Annotated in this window: 18 protein-coding genes and 1 tRNA gene; 5 read left to right on the plus strand and 14 right to left on the minus strand. The window is 38.3% G+C overall.

Annotated elements, in window-relative coordinates; translation table 11 throughout:
* Positions 1 to 73: 73 nt before the first annotated feature.
* The 9 genes from N784_RS03595 to N784_RS03635 form a co-directional block, all read right to left on the minus strand.
* Positions 74 to 1,732: a M4 family metallopeptidase gene (locus tag N784_RS03595; protein ID WP_036832414.1), complete on the minus strand. Its 1,659-nt coding sequence runs from the start codon at positions 1,730 to 1,732 to the stop codon at positions 74 to 76.
* Positions 1,733 to 1,756: 24 nt separating this feature from the next.
* A complete protein-coding gene (locus N784_RS03600; RefSeq protein ID WP_036832417.1) occupies positions 1,757 to 2,350 on the minus strand; it encodes a CalY family protein in 594 nt (197 codons plus the stop codon).
* A 60-nt stretch (positions 2,351 to 2,410) separates the two neighbouring features.
* Positions 2,411 to 2,932: a signal peptidase I SipW gene (gene sipW, locus N784_RS03605; RefSeq protein ID WP_156965165.1), complete on the minus strand. Its 522-nt coding sequence runs from the start codon at positions 2,930 to 2,932 to the stop codon at positions 2,411 to 2,413.
* A gap of 7 nt (positions 2,933 to 2,939) precedes the next feature.
* On the minus strand, positions 2,940 to 3,659 hold the full coding sequence (locus N784_RS03610; RefSeq protein WP_198134388.1) for a hypothetical protein: 720 nt from the start codon (positions 3,657 to 3,659) through the stop codon (positions 2,940 to 2,942).
* A gap of 196 nt (positions 3,660 to 3,855) precedes the next feature.
* On the minus strand, positions 3,856 to 4,479 hold the full coding sequence (locus tag N784_RS03615) for a response regulator transcription factor (protein ID WP_036832424.1): 624 nt from the start codon (positions 4,477 to 4,479) through the stop codon (positions 3,856 to 3,858).
* Positions 4,480 to 4,710: 231 nt separating this feature from the next.
* Positions 4,711 to 6,312, minus strand: a complete 1,602-nt coding sequence (locus N784_RS03620; protein ID WP_052127112.1) for an ATP-binding protein — start codon at positions 6,310 to 6,312, stop codon at positions 4,711 to 4,713.
* A 241-nt stretch (positions 6,313 to 6,553) separates the two neighbouring features.
* Positions 6,554 to 7,249: an LrgB family protein gene (locus N784_RS03625; RefSeq protein WP_332307838.1), complete on the minus strand. Its 696-nt coding sequence runs from the start codon at positions 7,247 to 7,249 to the stop codon at positions 6,554 to 6,556.
* On the minus strand, positions 7,236 to 7,604 hold the full coding sequence (locus N784_RS03630; protein ID WP_036832736.1) for a CidA/LrgA family protein: 369 nt from the start codon (positions 7,602 to 7,604) through the stop codon (positions 7,236 to 7,238). Before N784_RS03630 ends, N784_RS03625 begins: the two co-directional genes overlap by 14 nt.
* 263 nt (positions 7,605 to 7,867) lie before the next feature.
* Positions 7,868 to 7,940: transfer RNA gene (locus N784_RS03635), tRNA-Ala, on the minus strand.
* 355 nt (positions 7,941 to 8,295) lie between these two features.
* Here N784_RS03635 and N784_RS03640 point away from each other — a divergent pair.
* The 5 genes from N784_RS03640 (at position 8,296) to nikC (ending at position 13,931) form a co-directional block, all read left to right on the plus strand.
* Positions 8,296 to 9,297: an ABC transporter ATP-binding protein gene (locus N784_RS03640; RefSeq protein ID WP_036832430.1), complete on the plus strand. Its 1,002-nt coding sequence runs from the start codon at positions 8,296 to 8,298 to the stop codon at positions 9,295 to 9,297.
* Positions 9,278 to 10,267: an ABC transporter ATP-binding protein gene (locus tag N784_RS03645; RefSeq protein WP_036832433.1), complete on the plus strand. Its 990-nt coding sequence runs from the start codon at positions 9,278 to 9,280 to the stop codon at positions 10,265 to 10,267. Before N784_RS03640 ends, N784_RS03645 begins: the two co-directional genes overlap by 20 nt.
* 28 nt (positions 10,268 to 10,295) lie before the next feature.
* A complete protein-coding gene (locus tag N784_RS03650) occupies positions 10,296 to 11,945 on the plus strand; it encodes an ABC transporter substrate-binding protein (RefSeq protein WP_036832436.1) in 1,650 nt (549 codons plus the stop codon).
* A 62-nt stretch (positions 11,946 to 12,007) separates the two neighbouring features.
* The gene (locus N784_RS03655) at positions 12,008 to 13,012 is read left to right on the plus strand and encodes an ABC transporter permease (RefSeq protein ID WP_036832439.1); all 1,005 of its coding nucleotides are present in this window, start codon (positions 12,008 to 12,010) and stop codon (positions 13,010 to 13,012) included.
* A 19-nt stretch (positions 13,013 to 13,031) separates the two neighbouring features.
* Positions 13,032 to 13,931, plus strand: a complete 900-nt coding sequence (nikC, locus tag N784_RS03660) for a nickel transporter permease (RefSeq protein WP_036832441.1) — start codon at positions 13,032 to 13,034, stop codon at positions 13,929 to 13,931.
* 46 nt (positions 13,932 to 13,977) lie between these two features.
* On the opposite strand, the gene N784_RS03665 is transcribed toward nikC, so the two are convergent.
* The 5 genes from N784_RS03665 to N784_RS03685 form a co-directional block, all read right to left on the minus strand.
* Positions 13,978 to 14,307 carry a hypothetical protein gene (locus N784_RS03665; protein WP_036832443.1) on the minus strand — a complete coding sequence of 110 codons (330 nt, stop codon included), beginning with the start codon at positions 14,305 to 14,307 and terminating at the stop codon, positions 13,978 to 13,980.
* Positions 14,308 to 14,490: 183 nt separating this feature from the next.
* A complete protein-coding gene (locus tag N784_RS03670; RefSeq protein WP_036832445.1) occupies positions 14,491 to 15,081 on the minus strand; it encodes an anthranilate synthase component II in 591 nt (196 codons plus the stop codon).
* 13 nt (positions 15,082 to 15,094) lie between these two features.
* Entirely contained in the window at positions 15,095 to 15,907 is an 813-nt protein-coding gene (gene trpA / locus N784_RS03675; RefSeq protein WP_052127113.1) for a tryptophan synthase subunit alpha, read from the minus strand.
* Positions 15,904 to 17,094 carry a tryptophan synthase subunit beta gene (gene trpB / locus N784_RS03680; RefSeq protein ID WP_036832447.1) on the minus strand — a complete coding sequence of 397 codons (1,191 nt, stop codon included), beginning with the start codon at positions 17,092 to 17,094 and terminating at the stop codon, positions 15,904 to 15,906. Before trpB ends, trpA begins: the two co-directional genes overlap by 4 nt.
* Entirely contained in the window at positions 17,075 to 17,731 is a 657-nt protein-coding gene (locus N784_RS03685) for a phosphoribosylanthranilate isomerase (RefSeq protein WP_036832449.1), read from the minus strand. Before N784_RS03685 ends, trpB begins: the two co-directional genes overlap by 20 nt.

Raw genomic sequence — 17,731 nt, forward strand, 5'->3', positions numbered from 1 at the left:
CTTTTCTTTTTTTTGTAATGAAATACCTATCCGAAAAAAAAGATGCTCCATTTAAGGAACACCTCTATATTCTTTATTTTACTCCAACCGCATTATAAGCTTGTTTAACAGCATTCACTTCTTTAGAAGAATCACCATATAAATCTGAAGCTGCTTCTATTGCTGCTTGACGCATCATACTGAAATCTGATGTTGCTGTTAAATACTTCGTTAATGCACGATAATAAATTTGCTCTGTTGCTTCACGTCCCATTCCTTCTACTACAACATCATAATGCGTACCACCTTCAGAAAGAAGATAAGCTGCCTTGTTATTAATGCTAGAGTTGATGTGAACTCCCCCATTATCAAGTTCTCCAGTATAAAGCTCACTATAATGATCTGGATAACCTTTACCTTCTTCAAATGGGTGCGGAATAGAAGAAGGGTCTCTTAAGGAACGGAGGCCATCTCCTTCTTTACCTGGCGTAAATACATCTTCCCCCATTAACCAGTCATCTCGATCTACCATAGCACCTAGAATATCAGATAAAGATTCATTTAACGCACCTGATTCATTTTCATAAACCAAATCAGCCGTTCTATCTGTGACAGCATGCGTTAATTCATGACCAATTACATCTAATGCACCAGATAATGGTATGAATGTATCGCCATCCCCATCCCCATACATCATTTGAACACCGTTCCAAGCGGCATTGTTCCAATTCTCTCCTACATGAACAGATGAAATTAATTTAGCACCTTCATCATCAAACGAGTCTCTATTGAACGTATCTTGAAAATAATCATATACTTCTGCTGCATGGACATGAGCATCTACAGCAGCCGGATCACCGAAGAACTTATTTCCGCTCGTCACTTCTTCTCCTGTATAACCAAGTAATTGAGAGAGGATATTGAAGATAAGCGGATCCATATGTTGAGCATTAAACGTATGAACCCCATCTCCACGAGAGCCATCATATAAATAGTATTCTCCTTCTTCCGATGCTATTTCAAATGTTTCCTTGTTCCCTAGCACCCCTTTACCAAAACCGTTCACTTTATCAATGGCATTGTAACGCTGAATAATCTCTCCATTTGTCGCATCTACAAAATAGTGCCAATAACCTGGGGCTGGATTAGAAGTAGACGCTTTTACTAAATAGCTTAAATAAAACTTTCCTTCATGCTCTTTTATATATAATTTACTAGAAGGCGGTGCATCATAATTCTCTACCTTCCCAATTTCCTTTTCAATAGAATCCGTTGCTGTTTGAAGTGCTTGTTTTTTATCAACCAACGGCTCTGTCGGTATTTTTTTATCTTCTAGGTGAGGGATAACCTGTCCAAAAAATGCTTTCACTTCATTTTCATCTGTTACAGCAATTGTTTGCGTTGATCCATAAACAGGAATGCCTTCATACTGCTCAATAAAACGAATATGATGCGTTCCATTTTTATCGTCTTTTTCCTTATTGACTACTTTAAAATGATTCTTCATATCCCCTTTTAACTTAAACATCTGTTGTTTATGCTGTAAAAAAGCAAACGCGATATCTTCCTTTGATACTTTTTGTTTTGTCAAAGATTTCGTCTTGGGCATTTGCCAATCTTCTATAATATAAGAAGGAGTTTGATACTTCTCATTCATTTTCACCGCTTTCTCATTAGCATGAACTGTCCCAAATCCAAAACCTCCTAATACTAAAGAAAGAGTTAGAGCAGATGAAACTGTACGCTTTTTCATAACAATGACCCTCCATCTTTATCTTTATTTTTCTTCACTATCTGTTTGCTTTGCGTTAAAGTTCCACTCTAGCTGTAAGTCATCACCTTGAAACATATTCTGATCTTCACCATTATCTACAAACTCAAATTCAACCCATAACGTGTTCTCCATTCCAACATCAAGGCCTCCATGTTGCTCCCAAAGTGGATCAAAAATATCTTTCTTCACAACATCAGGATCCATTGACTTTAATTCACTTAACGTCGTTTCAAAGATTGGTTCACTTTCTTTATCCCAATTCCACATAAAGTTGACGCGTATATGTTTCCCCAAATCTTCTTCCCCGTTGTCGCCTTCCACATCATTGACAACGTAATCTGTTAATAGATGAATAGCTTCAATGTTTAACGTTCCTTCGTTTGCCAGTACAAATTCACGCATAACGGTGTCTCCCGGTTTTAAATTGTCCACTTCTACAATGGCAGTTGGATCAACCGACAAATCTAACGTCCCCATGCCAAATGTATTATTGGTCGTTTCAGAGTCACTAAAGTATGCATATGTCCCCCCTCCCATCAATGATAAGCCTAATGATGCTGTAACTACTCCAGCGCCTACTTTCTTTAGAAAATCCATGATAGATTCCTCCTACATGTATATTTGTACTCTTATGAACCATACATAAAAGTAACTTACCTAGGTTTGTGATGCTGAACCATATTCTTCTTTAAAAGTTCGAACAGCCTTACGGAAGGTTAACATGCCATGCAGAAACAACAATGCGCCTGGTACGAATAATAAAAGCGCCGAACCAATGTTTGAACTAGCATACTGCACGATATATCCGACATACGGAATGGTGAATCCTGTATATTCCCCTATCACGTTATTTGAAAAAACAGGTTCTACATCGACACCATCATTATTATCACCTTTCGTTGTATAAACCTTCTCTTTGCCCGCCTGCTTTACTTCCGTTATTCGGTGTGTAACAATATGATCGTTCTTATCTACAAAAGTGATGACATCCCCTCGATTATGTCCTTTTCCATCCTTCGTTTGCTTTATGATTATTAAGGATCCCGTCTGAAAAGTCGGTTCCATTGATCCAGATAATACACTTTTAAATTGATAGCCCATTAATGTTGGCTCCCCCCCACTTGCCTTTACTGATACAACGAAAACTGTCAGACAAACGATGAGTAATAATCCAATCATTGAAAAACTATATTTCAGTACTTTCTTCAACGTTATCTCCCTCTTTTCTATTTATAGAATCATTCTGTTTATCTGCAGTAGTTTCTTTTTCATTTTCTTTTGATTTTGTAACGTTTTTCTCATCTCTTTGAGATTGTTGCTCTTTTTCTGGTTGTATATTTTCCTTTTTCCCCTCGACTTTTGTGGATAATTCTTGTTCTTGTTGTTGAGTCCATTGTGTTTGCTTGTGTTTCAACTTTTGGAGCTTATCATCCATTAAATCAAGCTTTAATTGATCCACTTTACTTGCATTACTTTTTAATTGAGCGATCCCTGACGATACATAGGAAAGCGATTGTTTGTCAGCTACGTGTATGCTTGAATAAGATTGATATATACGTTTCACTTCACTAACTTCCTGTAATAGATTCTTTTTAATTTCTTTCACACGCGTAATTTCAGATTCTATCTTCTTTATACTAGGCTCTGATACATCTTTATCCATTATAGATGTGTACAATTCTTGTGCTTTTCGCAGAGAGTGTGTCGACTTCTCCACTTCACTTTTCATTACATTTGGGAAGATTGAAGCTGTTGAAGCCGACATCATTTCTACTTCCTGATCTATAAAGCTTGCTCCAGTTTGTGTGACTAGTTGAGAAATTAAGAATACAATTAAACACACTTCCGCAATTATTATTTCATTTTTCAAAAAAATCTTATTATATAACAAGTTAAATACAATCACTTCCTTTAATACTCTGCGTATATTTTACGTTACCTTTATTATTGAATATTTGGTTTTTTTTCGATATTACCCAATGGTTGTAATTTTATAATACCTATACGCTAAGTTAGCCTAGTATATTTTGGTTATATAGGCACAAAAACTTACTAGATAAGTGATATATTTCATAAAAAAAACCCCTTAATTTAAGGGCTTTTTAGGAGGTCATATTTTGTTCTACTGCATATACAATCGCTTGTGATCTACTGTTTACATTAAACTTTCTAAAAATGTTGCTTATATGAATTTTAACTGTTTGATCACTAATGAATAACCTATTCGCTATTTCTTTATTCCGCAATCCTTTAGTTAAGAGTCTCAATACCTCCTTTTCTCGACTGGTTAATGTTGATTCTTCTTTTTTAGTATAGTGTCTAGTTAGCAATTTCTTGGTCATAGAAGGAGAAACGATACAATCACCATTCATTACGCTTTTTATAGCTCGTATCAAGTCTTCACCCGTGCTCTCTTTTAATAAATATCCATCTACTCCTGCATCAAAAGCCGCTTTCATCCAGTATTCCTCATCTGACATCGTAAGTATTAATATTTTACAAGGTTCAACATTCTCCCTTATGTACTTCACTAATTCAATTCCACATGCATCTTTTAAATGAATATCTAACAAAATAACATCTGGATTACTTCGATTAAGTTGTCTTTTCATTTCCTTTCCATTAGCCGCTTGTGATACCACCTGAACTGATTGTTCCAACTTCAATACTTCACAAATACCTTCCCGTAACACACCATGATCGTCTACTACTAGTACGTTAATCATAGAGTACCTCCTGAATATATTTAATTCACTTTATTTACAACAATGGAAATAACACCCTAGTTTAGGTGGATAATCTTGCACCTAAGCAGATTGAAAATAGAAAACGGATACATACTATGTTAGATTTTTATCGTTAAAATACCTTCCAAAAATATAAATTATTACAAATTACTAAGAATAAAAGAACAGCTATACAATAAAAAGGACGCTTAATTTGCGTCCTTTTCAACATTACTTATTATAATAAATTGGTAAACTCATACAAATTGTAGTTCCTTCATATTTCTTTGAATCTATATGTACCTCACCATGATGAGATTTTACAATGTCAAAGCAAATAGGTAATCCCATGCCAAGTCCACCTTCTTTTGTTGTGAAAAATGGCGTAGAGATTTGGTGTATTTCTTCCTGTGTCATCCCTTCCCCCTTATCTTCAACAGAAACGTATACTTCGTTGTCATCGTAAGTCAAATGAATATATATAACTCCTCCATCTGGCATTGCTTCTATTGCATTCTTAATAAAGTTAATTAACACTTGTTTAATTTTAGATTTATCAATAAACGCAGTTAGTGAATCATCGTTATTCTCGCTTCGTATGTGAATCGTATGGATTGACGAATTGCTATTCATTAAATGAACAGTTTCTTCCACTAATTTGTAGATGCTGTATTGCTCCCGGTTTAATGTCGTAGGTTTACCTAATGAAACAAACTGATTTACGAGATTCTTCACTCTCTCTAATTCTGTGGTTATAATATTCAAATAGTGATTACCTTCTAAATCAGCTTTTAATAATTGAGTTAATCCGATAATAGAAGTTAAAGGATTTCTTATTTCGTGAGCTAAGCCTGCGCCCAATTTGCCGATGGCAGATAGTTTTTCAGATTCAATGACTTGTTTTTGTAGCGCATAGTAACATGTGATATCTCTAAGTTGGGCAAATGCGCCAATGGTTTGATTGGATTTATTAAACAGTGGTAGCACATCCACTAAACAGCTTTGTTTATTGTTTGTACCATGCTGCACAATGGTTAAATCCATATTCTTAATTTCTTCTTCATTTCTCACTACGTTTTGAATATGTTCTCCTATACCATCAAGAAGCTTTACTTCTTTGCCTATCGCACTACTTCTACAAATGCCTGTAATTTCTTCTGCTTGCTCATTAAATTCTAATACATTTCCATCATAATCCACCATAATGATGCCTAAAGGGGTGGAATTAATCATTGCTTCAATTAGTAGATGAAGTTGTTGATTCTTTTCTTGCAGAAGCAATTCTCGCTCAATGGAATCTACTGCTGATGACAATAAGCCTAAATGAAGCTCACTTGCGTAATTAATCGTAGTCATAATCGATATGGTTCCGGCTATCGTTTTCTCAGGTGAGTCGCTAAAAGGGACAGAATAACAAGCTACTCCAGATAAGCATTCATGATAGTGGTCCTCTCCAGTAATGGCGATCGGTTCATTATATTTTAAAGCCAAACAAATAGAATTTGTCCCCATATTACTTTCTTCGGCTTTAATTCCAGGTGAAATGCCTAATGAATCTACTATATTTTTAATACTTTGATCACCATATGATTCTAATAAATAGCCGTCATTATCTGTTACTACGATAAAGGTTGGTGTGCCGTTCATGTATTGAATCGCTTTTTGCATGAAATGTCGCACGACGTGCAAAACATGTGCATATGATGTTTTCTTTGAATGTAACTGTTCTTCAGTTAATCCTACTGTTAATTTCGGGGGAATTGCTGGATCTAATTGATATAATGTTTTGCAATTATATTTGGATTCACGAATACACTCGTCAATTTCGGGCATAGATCTCCCTCCCTATCCCGTTACATTGATTCGACAAAATCCGCATTAGAAGTACCATTCTCCTATTGCTTTTTCTCGCATTTATCGGAAAGTGATTGCTTTACAGTAATATAGTACCATTAAACCTCCATGGGATTCATCCCTAATTGATGAAATTTTTATGAAGTCCTGATTTTTTTCGATGTTTTTCGACATTTTCATTTTTTTCCTTATTAAGAAATCCCACTAATTATGGATTTTTTTATAAAAATATTTTCACAGATAAAGGAGCAATCAGGGACAAAACGATTGCACAAACAATCATGGCTACTGTACTTACCGTCCCTTCTTCTTCACTATTTTTCATTGCTCGAGCAGTACCTATCGCATGAGATGCACTGCCCATACCAATTCCTTTACCAAGATAATGTTGAATTCTGCCCCACTTCATAACAATGGGACCCATGACTGCACCTCCAATTCCAGCAATCATAACAAATACAGCCGTCATCGAAGGAACTCCCCCTATCGTTTCGGCTATGGACATCGCTACAGGAGTTGTCGTATTCTTTGGAACCATTGAATACATAATAAAATCATCTAAATCGAACCACTTCGCTAACAAAATTCCTGTTATAACACCAATTATTGCACCAACCGTAACACTCGAGATGATATTCCATAAGTACTTCTTTAACGTAGGCCACTGCTTATATAAAGGATAACCAAGCGCTACAACAGCAGGTCCGAGCAACCTATCAATCCATTGACCACCTACCATATACGTTTCATATGATATATGGGTTACTAGTAACAGGACTACAATCACAATTGTTGACGTTAAAATCGGTAACGTGAATGGATTCGATAAAACGAAATACATTTTACTAGCCATAAAATAAACACCTAGAGTGAGAATTAGCCCCATGATACCTATCATAAAATTATTCATACTCATGCTCCCTCTTTCGCATTAACCATTGACTCGTCATTCCAGCTCCGATCATGACCATAAATGTACTTAACAAAGCCATAACAATTAGAAACATCCCTTTACCAGCAAACACATCTAAATATTGAATAATACCGACTGTCACCGGAATAAAAAGAAGGGGTAAATGTTTAACAAGCATTCCTGCCCCCTCCTCAATCCAATCTACTTTAACTATTTTGGTAGATAATGCAATAAAAAGCAGAACCATTCCGATAATACTGCCTGGTACATACAACTGAAATGTCGTTTGAATAAACACACCAGTATAATAGAACAAAAACAAAATAATAACATGAGTGCAAACCTTAAGTATTTTCATTTTCAAGTCGAACCCCCTTTTACACGGAAAAGTTCCGAATTTTAAGATTTATAATACTATATTATAGTTTTTCTTCCAAAATCCTGCTACAATTTCGTTTCACTCTGAGTTGAAGCGCATAGTATTTTGACTCACAAACCCCAATTTTCGAGCACAAACCTCCGAGTTCCGCGCACAAATCTCGAATCCCGCCACACAAACCCAATAAAAAAATGCGCAATCTCTTTTTTAAAACAAAAGAGATTACGCATCTTCCTTTATAATGGAGCATAGCGGGCTCGAACCGCTGACCTCTTGCATGCCATGCAAGCGCTCTCCCAGCTGAGCTAATGCCCCTAATGAACTTCGTAACAATTAGTTTAGGAGATTTACGAATATTTGTCAATACACGAATTATTCCTTTCACTGGCTTTTACATATTTCATCTATTCTCCTGTTTCTACAAATTATTTAATGCGTTTGCCAACTTCATCTCGTACGCACTGGAAAAGACCCGTTTCTCTTCTTTACGTTCCTTCTACTTATTCACCTATAGAATGCATCGAAGCTCGTCGAATAATTATAGCAAATCCACTCTAATTATCTGAATTTATGTAATTTTCCGAAAATAGTGTTGACTTCTATGTTCTTTATATGCTTGAATAGATTTACAGTTATAACTTACTAGCATATAGGAAAGTGGTGATGAGAAGTGCCATTATTACAAATAGAAGGACTATGCACTTCCTTTTTTACAGATGAAGGGGAAATCCCAGCAGTTGATCACATAGACTTTCATATTAATAACGGGGAAATTCTCGGAGTGGTAGGTGAATCAGGTTGTGGGAAAAGTGTAACCTCGCTTTCCATTATGGGTCTCGTCCCTTCTCCCCCAGGCAAAATAAAATCCGGAAGCATTCTATTCCAAGGAGAGGAACTAGTTGATGCCTCCGAGCAACAAATGCGTTCCATTCGTGGAGATGAAATTGCGATGATTTTTCAAGAGCCTATGACATCGCTCAATCCTTTGTTCAAAATCGGTAATCAATTAATAGAAGCAATTCGCACCCATCGAAATTGGAAACACAAGAAATGTAAACTTCGGGCAATCGAAATGCTCAAGCTTGTCGGCCTTCCAAGAGCGGAATCCTTAATGAACGCGTACCCTCATGAACTATCTGGTGGAATGCGACAACGTGTCATGATTGCGATGGCTATGCTTTGTGACCCAAAACTATTAATTGCAGATGAACCGACTACCGCTCTTGATGTAACCATTCAAAAGCAAATACTACAATTAATGAAGAAATTGAATAAAACGATGGAAACTTCTATTATGCTTATTACCCACGATCTCGGTGTAGTAGCGGAAGTATGTGATCGTGTCGTCGTGATGTATGCCGGAAAAATTGTAGAGCAAACCGATTGTGTCACTCTTTTCCAAAATCCGAAGCATCCGTACACGAAAGGATTATTAGCCTCTGTTCCGAATATACGTTCCAAAACAGATCGGCTTTACTCGATACCAGGTAATGTTCCTAAACCAGGCTCTATTCAACAAGGTTGTCGTTTTGCTCCTCGTTGTGAACTAGCAATGGATCAATGCTTTACAGAGACACCACCCATTTATGAAACAGAAGAGAAGCCTCATGAAGTGCGTTGCTTCCTATACGATAAGGAAGGAGAGCCTAGACATGAAACAACCGTTACTTGAGGTACAACATCTAAAGAAATATTTCCCTATTTATGGGGGCATTTTAAAGCGACAAACTGGGGAAGTAAAAGCTGTCGATGATGTAACGTTCTCCGTTTATAAAGGGGAAACCCTCGGTTTAGTAGGAGAAAGTGGCTGCGGTAAATCTACCACAGGACGCGTTTTGCTACAGCTTATTGAACAAACAGATGGAGAAATTTTATTTGAAAATACATCCATCACATCGATTTCAAAAAAAGAGATGAAGCAACGACGCAAAGAAATGCAGCTCATCTTTCAAGACCCATACGCTTCATTGAATCCACGACATACCGTTGAGAAAATTTTAGAAGAACCGCTAATTGTACACGGCGTGCAAAATAAAGCACAACGAAAAAAAATGGTCCAAGACATGCTGACAGTCGTTGGTTTGGATTCGTATCACGCCAAGAGATACCCCCACCAGTTTAGCGGTGGACAACGACAACGAATCGGTATTGCACGCGCCTTGATGACCCATCCTAAGCTCATTATTGCTGATGAACCGGTATCTGCACTAGACGTTTCCATTCAAGCTCAAGTACTAAACCTACTTAAAGATTTACAGAAATCCTTTGACTTAACGTACATTTTTATTGCCCATGATTTAGGCGTCGTTCGCCATATTAGTGATCGCGTAGGAGTTATGTATTTAGGCAGGTTAGTTGAACTAGCACCTAGTACTACTTTATACGAAGAGCCGCTCCATCCGTACACCCAATCATTACTTGCATCTGTACCTATTCCCGACCCGACGATTCCAGCACAAGATGAAAACATTTTATCAGGAGAAATGCCTAGTCCTTCTAATCCACCACAAGGGTGTGCCTTTCATACCCGCTGTCCATCTTGTATGGATATTTGCACGTCATCACGACCTACATACCAAGAAGTGAAACCAGATCATTATGTTGCTTGCCATTTATATAACGAAAGGGAAGCGCATGCTTGATAAATTATATTTTTGAGGGGGATTATTTATGTTAAAACGATTTAACCTGTTTGCTATGTTTTTCGTTTTTCTCCTTGCTTTAGCCTTAGTTGGCTGTAGTAATAACGGAGAAGAAGAAACATCCACAGATGAAACAGAAGAACAAACAGAAGAAAAGGATACGCAAGTAAGTCAAGACAGTTCATCATCAAAAGATACGCTCATTTATGCTCGAGGCGGTGACTCTACCGCATTAGATCCCATTACAACAACTGAAGGTGAAACGTTCCGCGTAACGGAGAACATCTTTGAAACGCTATTAAACTATAAAGAAGATAGCACCGAAATTACACCAGGCCTTGCGAAAGAGTGGGAAGTATCTGAAGATGGATTGACGTACACATTCATGCTTGAAGAAGGTGTTAAATTCCACGATGGCACAGATTTTAACGCAGAAGCGGTTGTATTTAACTTCGAGCGTTGGATGAATGGAGATGCCGAACAGTTTCCCTATTACACCATGTTTGGTGGCTATAAAGGAGAAGAAGGACATGTTATTAAAGAGGTTAAAGCTGCTGATGAGTACACGGTGACATTTACACTAAATCGTCCGCAAGCTCCTTTCTTAAAAAATATCGCCATGACACCTTTTGGCATGGCTAGTCCAGCAGCAGTCAAAGAGCATGGTGATAAGTTCACAGAAAATCCAGTAGGAACTGGTCCTTTTAAATTTAAAGAATGGAAACGTAACGAACGTATTGTGTTAGAGAAGAATGAAGAGTACCGACTAGAAGGATTGCCTAAATTAAACGAAGTCATCTATACGGTCATTCCAGAAAACTCCGCTCGATTAAATGCACTCATGACTGGGGAAGTTGATTTAATTGATGGAGTGAATCCATCTGACGTGCAACGAATAGAAGAAGATCCGAACCTTCAATTATTAGAACGTCCTTCCATGAATATTGGTTACTTAAGCTTTACTGTGAACCGTGACACACCGATGGCAGATAAAAAGGTACGTCAAGCTTTAAGTCATGCCGTCCCTAAGCAGGAAATTATAGACGCTTTCTATGGCGGATTAGCTGAACCAGCAAAAACGGTTATGCCTCCAAGTATTGAAGGATACAACGATGACATTGAAGATTATAAGTATGATATAGAAAAGGCAAAGCAACTATTAGCTGAAGCAGGTTATGAAGATGGATTTGAGTTTGACTTATGGTATATGCCCGTACCACGTCCATATATCCCAGAAGGTCAAAAGATTGCCGAAGTCATCCAGCAAAGCTTTGCAGAAATTGGGGTAACAGCCAATTTACAGACAGCAGACTGGGCAACTTATTTGGAGAAAGCAAGAACTGGAGACTTTGATGCTTTCTTACTTGGCTGGACTGGTGATAATGGAGACCCTGATAATTTCATTTACACACTGCTTGATAAAGATAGCATTGGCAGTAACAACTACTCGTATTATGCCAACGATAAGCTTCACGATATATTAATTGAAGCACAAACGATTACCGAACAAGAAAAACGAAATGAATTATATAAAGAAGCACAAGAAATAATTCACGAGGATGCTCCTTGGATACCACTCGTTCATTCTACACCAGTTGTAGCTGCTAAAAAAGAAATATCTGGATATATCCCTCACCCTACTGGGTCGGAAGCTGTAACGAACGTAGAGTTCAAGTAGTCACAATTAGGGGCTGTCTTGCTAAAGGGCAGTCCCTTTCCTTATAGAAAGAGGTGTGAAGAATGCTTTCTTATGCGATACGAAGAACTTTCATGCTTATTCCTGTTCTAATAGGTATGAGTATACTCGTTTTTTCGATTATTTATCTGATTCCTGGTAATCCTGCTCAAGTAATTCTCGGACAACGAGCTACCGCCGAGTCTATTGCAGAGGTAGAACAACAATTAGGACTTGATCAACCATGGTATATTCAATACTTCGATTATGTTGGTAGTCTTTTGCAAGGAGACCTTGGCACATCCATTAAAACGAAGTCTGCAATTAGTAGTGAAATTTTCCCTTACTTAATGGCAACAGTTGAACTGACGGTTGTCGCTATGATTATTGCCATCGTCGTTGGAGTAAATGCTGGTATTATTAGCGCCTGGCTTCATAACTCTTGGTTTGACTACGTAGCAATGATTTTCGCACTAATTGGCGTATCGATGCCCATTTTCTGGCTTGGACTCATGGAACAATATATATTCTCCGTACAATTAGACTGGTTACCTTCTACCGGACGCTATGACGCTTCTACGGTCATTGAACCAGTAACACATTTATACGTCATTGATACGTTCATTCAAGGTGATTTCGCCCATTTTTGGGATATTGTCAAGCACTTAATACTACCTAGCATTGCTTTAGCAACCATTCCAATGGCAATTATTGCTCGTATTACTAGGTCATCTATGCTTGAAGTGATGAATTCCAATTATATTCGGACAGCTAGAGCGAAAGGACTTAGCAACTTTTGGGTTGTGTACAAACATTCCTTGAAGAATTCCGTCATTCCTGTATTAACTATAATCGGCTTACAAACCGGTTTATTACTTGGAGGAGCCATTTTAACCGAAACAATTTTCGGCTGGCCTGGTATTGGTAGATACTTGTACGATGCCATTAATTACCGCGATTATCCTGTAATCCAGTCTGGCATTCTATTAATTGCTACTATTTTCGTTTTCATTAATCTTATCGTTGATTTACTGTATGCAGCCATAGATCCTCGCATTAAATACCATTAACGAAAGGAGTGATGAAGCTATGACAACGCCTGCAGCATCACCACAACCTCATAGTTTGGAAATGCAATCAGAAATCGTTACCTCTCCATGGAAAGATGCTTGGAGAAGTTTCACGAAAAATAAAGTCGCTATTGTTGGCTTATGTATCGTCATATTCTTTATACTGATGGCTATTTTCGCACCTTGGCTGATGCCATATGATTATAATAAAACGAGCTTAACTGAACGGTTACAAGCTCCTTCCTCTCAACATTGGTTAGGTACAGATGATTTCGGTCGTGATATTCTGTCTCGCATTATTTACGGAGCTAGAATTTCCTTATGGGTCGGTTTCATTTGTGTATCAGGGTCCATTGTTGTAGGTTGCACACTAGGCGTTTTAGCTGGCTATTATGGCAAGTGGGTGGACATCATTATCTCTCGTCTATTCGATATATTACTAGCTTTTCCTAGCATTCTATTAGCCATTGCTATTGTGGCTATTCTTGGTCCTGACTTAACGAATGCACTTATTGCCATTGCCGTTATTAACGTACCTAACTTTGGAAGACTCATTCGATCAAAAGTGTTAAGTGTGAAAGAAGAGGAATACATTACATCAGCAAAGTCGATTGGAATGAGTGATGCTCGTATTCTATTTCGCCACATATTACCCAACAGCATGACACCCGTTATTGTTCAAGGTACTCTTGCTGTTGCGACAGCGATTATAGAAGTCGCTGCCTTAAGCTTTCTCGGTTTAGGCGCGCAATCCCCTGATGTTGATTGGGGCAAGATGTTGGCAGATTCGAAGCAATACCTTGTACAAGCTCCATGGACGATGATTTTCCCAGGGCTAGCCATTATGTTGACCGTGTTAGGGTTTAACTTAATGGGAGATGGTTTACGTGACGCACTAGATCCTAACATGAAAAACTAAAAAAGCAAGAGGCTAGAATGGTAACAATTCCGCCTCTTGCTTTCTACTATTTCACTCTTTTCATGGGGACATGATTGTCTTCTACCTGCTGGGAACGCCCGCGGCAAAACTCATATACATACTCAATATCAATTCTAGAACATTGCCCATTTGCAGAACAAAGTAAAAAATCGCCATCCTTATTGACGATATAATCCCCACTCCCCACAAAGCTTCTGTTTCTTAATTCAACTAAACATTGCGGAGCTGCTAGTTTCATCTCCTTCCGAAATTGTCGTAAAAATACTTCTGTGTTTACTTCTTTATTCATTTTAGCTTTAGAGATAGCTTTTAGTAATGATAAATCCGATTCAAGAAGGTTTGAGGATATAGCCATGCAAAACACCTCCATTCTTTCTATTTATTTGATATACCCTAGTATTTGTTTAATTAAACATCTTTATTCTACCATATTTTTCAGAAAATTCATACCTTTCAGTGGTCTTTTTTCTATTTCAGCCACTTCTTCCTATTTAATAAGCAATCTGGCACGCTTTGTTTACACGCCAGATTGCTTATTTCATGTTGTAGACGCTTTTTCTTGTAGATAATACTTTACAAAGTTATGAATAATCCTTTTTCCATGCTCCGTTAAAATGGACTCGGGGTGAAATTGAACACCTTCTATTTGCTTTGTTACATGTCTTACTCCCATTATCTCTCCACAATCGGTTGTTGCAGTAATCGTTAAACACGCTGGCAGTGATGACTCCGTTGCAATTAATGAATGATAACGCCCAACCGTTAACGGATTAGGTAAATTGGAGTAAATCGTCCCCCCATCATGATCGATTTGTGATGTTTTTCCATGGTACAACGATTGAACACGAGAAATGGATCCTCCAAAGGCTTGAACAATTGCCTGATGTCCAAGGCATACACCAAGAATAGGTATAACACCAGCAAATTTCCTTACAACATCTAGACAAATTCCTGCTTCATTCGGCGTGCATGGACCTGGTGAAAGAACAATGATGTTTGGTTGTAGTTGTTCTATTTCAGCAATTGTCACTTCATCGTTTCTTCTGACGTTCAGCTCATGTTGGATTTCTCCTAAATATTGAACAAGGTTATAAGAAAAAGAATCATAATTGTCAATAACTAAAATCATTTGCTCACCTCAACTATGCTTGAACTAACTGCATGATTTCTCTCTTTATTTGTTGCAATGCCATTTCTCTCGTTTCCTCTTGCACTAGCTGTTGTCGCTTCTCTTCTATTATATTAATCATTTTACTACCGATAATGACCCCATCAGCATGCTCAAATATGGACTTTACCTGTTCATTAGTAGAAATACCGAAGCCAACTGCTACCGGTACATGGCTATGTCGTTTTACTTGAGCTAGAAAGGCAACAATATCTGGATTTAACACAGTCCTTTCCCCTGTAACTCCTAAAGAAGAAACACAATACAAAAAACCACTCGCTTGCTTTACAATAGTTTGAACACGTTGCGCTGAATTCGGTGCTACGAGAGAAATAAGTGGAATCCCGTATTGTTCAGCTAAACCGCTAATAGCATCCCTTTGTTCAAGAGGAATATCCGGCACTAATAAAGCGTCGATTTCATGGGCTTGTAACTGCTCCATAAGCCGCTCTATCCCATATTGAAGCACTGGATTATAATACGTAAACAGGACAATCGGGATTTCAACACCTTTCTTTCTCATGTTTGGAACTAATTCCATCGCCCGTTGAATGTTCATTCCTTGAGCAAGTGCGCGTGAGGCTGCTCGTTGTATCGTTGGACCATCAGCAAGCGGGTCTGAATAAGGAACACCTAATTCAATGACATCTGCTCCGCTTTGCTGTAAAGTATAAGCCAGTTCAATCGTTAGTTCTGGAGTTGGATCACCGCTCATCATGAACGGAATAAACAATTTCTCCATTTTCGTTAATCGTTGTGTAAATGCGGAGGAATTTGCTAGCTTCATGCTCCCAACTCCCCTTTAAAATAATTCATAATTGTATGCATATCTTTATCACCACGTCCTGATACATTTATGACGATACTTTGGTGTTGCTCAAGCTGATTTGCTTCTTTTAGCGCTTGAGCAATAGCATGAGCGCTTTCGACTGCTGGAATGATTCCCTCTGTTTGCGACAACGTTTTAATCGCTTGTAACGCTTCGTCATCGGTAACTGCTTCGTATCGCACCCCTTTTGTCTTATGAAGGTAAGCGTGCTCAGGTCCTACACCTGGATAATCTAAGCCCGCTGAAATCGAATATGGCTCAACGATTTGCCCATATTCATCTTGAAGTAAGTACGTCATCGAACCGTGAATAACTCCAGGAGTGCCTTTCGTTAATGTAGCCGCGTGATGTGAGGAATGCACACCTTTACCTGCTGCTTCCACACCAACAAGTTCTACCTCTTTATTTAAAAATGGATAAAATATGCCCATCGCATTGCTTCCCCCACCAACACAAGCATAGATTCGATCTGGGATTTCCCCACCTAGCTGTGCCATAGTTTCATCACCAATAATGCGCTGAAAATCTCGCACCATCTTCGGATATGGATGAGGACCAACGACAGACCCAATTAAATAATATTCGTCATCACAATGCGCTACCCAATGTCTAATTGCTTCATTGGTTGCATCTTTTAGCGTTTTGCTTCCAGAAGATACAGCAATCACTTCTGCACCAAGTAGCTTCATTCTAAAAACATTTAATTGCTGACGTTCGATATCCTTCTCTCCCATAAATACTTTGCACTTAAGACCGAGTTTAGCAGCTACCGTTGCGGCCGCTACACCGTGTTGACCTGCACCTGTTTCTGCTATAATTTTCGTCTTACCCATACGCTTCGCTAACAATGCTTGCCCAATTGCGTTATTCAATTTATGTGCGCCAGTATGGTTTAAATCTTCTCGTTTCAAATAAATGCTCGGACCTCCAATAGCATGCGTTAATTGGCTAGCAAACGTTAAAGGAGTAGGTCTACCACTATACGTTTTTAACTCTTGATGAAACGTTTCTATAAACCCATCATCCTTCATTGCTTTCTGAAGAGCGGCTTCTATTTCTAATAATGGTACTATTAATGTTTCTGGTACGAACTTCCCACCAAAATCGCCAAATCTCCCGTTCACATCAGGAAAAGTTACAGACATGATTGTTTCCCCCTACTATTTTATTTAATTTCTCGTAATCTTTTTTCCCATCTGTTTCTGTCCCACTAGCCACATCAATACCATCTGGTTGGTAACCTTTCACCTCTGCTACGTTGTCTGCATTAATGCCTCCAGCGATAAAACACGGAACACCTTGCCTCCTAGCTTCTTCTAAATAAAACGGGATCGCCTGCCAGTCAAAACGCTGGCCTGTTCCGCCCCAAGATTGTTCCTCCTTTGTATCCACTACATACGCATCCACAATGCCTTCATATAAGCGCATGTGTGTAAGCGATTCTTCTTCATGATGAATGGCTTTCCATATTGGTATCGATAAACGTTCTTTAACATGTAATATTTCTGCAACCGTTTCATGACCGTGAAGCTGAATAATGTGTAACGGCACAGTTCTACATACATGTTCTAACTGTTCTATTGTCGGATGAACAAATACACCAACGACACGTTGATCCGCTAACAGGGGTATATGTTGAAGCCATTGCGCTACTTGTTCTGAAGATACGTTTCGTTTACTTGGAGCGAACACAAACCCAATATAGGATGCATCAGATTGACTTGTCAGCCGTACGTCATGTAACGACCTGTTGCCACACACCTTCACTTTAGGTACTTGCAT

Source organism: Pontibacillus litoralis JSM 072002, assembly GCF_000775615.1.
GTDB classification, from domain to species: Bacteria; Bacillota; Bacilli; order Bacillales; family BH030062; genus Pontibacillus; species Pontibacillus litoralis.

Excerpts from the sequence above, each read along its gene's own strand:
- N784_RS03620 (WP_052127112.1), bottom strand. The coding sequence starts at position 6,312 with ATGCCCGAAATTGACGAGTGTATTCGTGAATCCAAATATAATTGCAAA.
- N784_RS03615 (WP_036832424.1), bottom strand. The coding sequence starts at position 4,479 with ATGATTAACGTACTAGTAGTAGACGATCATGGTGTGTTACGGGAAGGT.
- N784_RS03665 (WP_036832443.1), bottom strand. The coding sequence starts at position 14,307 with ATGGCTATATCCTCAAACCTTCTTGAATCGGATTTATCATTACTAAAA.
- N784_RS03670 (WP_036832445.1), bottom strand. The coding sequence starts at position 15,081 with ATGATTTTAGTTATTGACAATTATGATTCTTTTTCTTATAACCTTGTT.
- N784_RS03650 (WP_036832436.1), top strand. The coding sequence starts at position 10,296 with ATGTTAAAACGATTTAACCTGTTTGCTATGTTTTTCGTTTTTCTCCTT.
- N784_RS03645 (WP_036832433.1), top strand. The coding sequence starts at position 9,278 with ATGAAACAACCGTTACTTGAGGTACAACATCTAAAGAAATATTTCCCT.
- N784_RS03595 (WP_036832414.1), bottom strand. The coding sequence starts at position 1,732 with ATGAAAAAGCGTACAGTTTCATCTGCTCTAACTCTTTCTTTAGTATTA.
- N784_RS03685 (WP_036832449.1), bottom strand. The coding sequence starts at position 17,731 with ATGCAAGTACCTAAAGTGAAGGTGTGTGGCAACAGGTCGTTACATGAC.
- N784_RS03655 (WP_036832439.1), top strand. The coding sequence starts at position 12,008 with ATGCTTTCTTATGCGATACGAAGAACTTTCATGCTTATTCCTGTTCTA.
- N784_RS03630 (WP_036832736.1), bottom strand. The coding sequence starts at position 7,604 with ATGAAAATACTTAAGGTTTGCACTCATGTTATTATTTTGTTTTTGTTC.
- sipW (WP_156965165.1), bottom strand. The coding sequence starts at position 2,932 with ATGATTGGATTATTACTCATCGTTTGTCTGACAGTTTTCGTTGTATCA.
- trpA (WP_052127113.1), bottom strand. The coding sequence starts at position 15,907 with ATGAAGCTAGCAAATTCCTCCGCATTTACACAACGATTAACGAAAATG.
- trpB (WP_036832447.1), bottom strand. The coding sequence starts at position 17,094 with ATGTCTGTAACTTTTCCTGATGTGAACGGGAGATTTGGCGATTTTGGT.
- N784_RS03600 (WP_036832417.1), bottom strand. The coding sequence starts at position 2,350 with ATGGATTTTCTAAAGAAAGTAGGCGCTGGAGTAGTTACAGCATCATTA.
- nikC (WP_036832441.1), top strand. The coding sequence starts at position 13,032 with ATGACAACGCCTGCAGCATCACCACAACCTCATAGTTTGGAAATGCAA.
- N784_RS03625 (WP_332307838.1), bottom strand. The coding sequence starts at position 7,249 with ATGAGTATGAATAATTTTATGATAGGTATCATGGGGCTAATTCTCACT.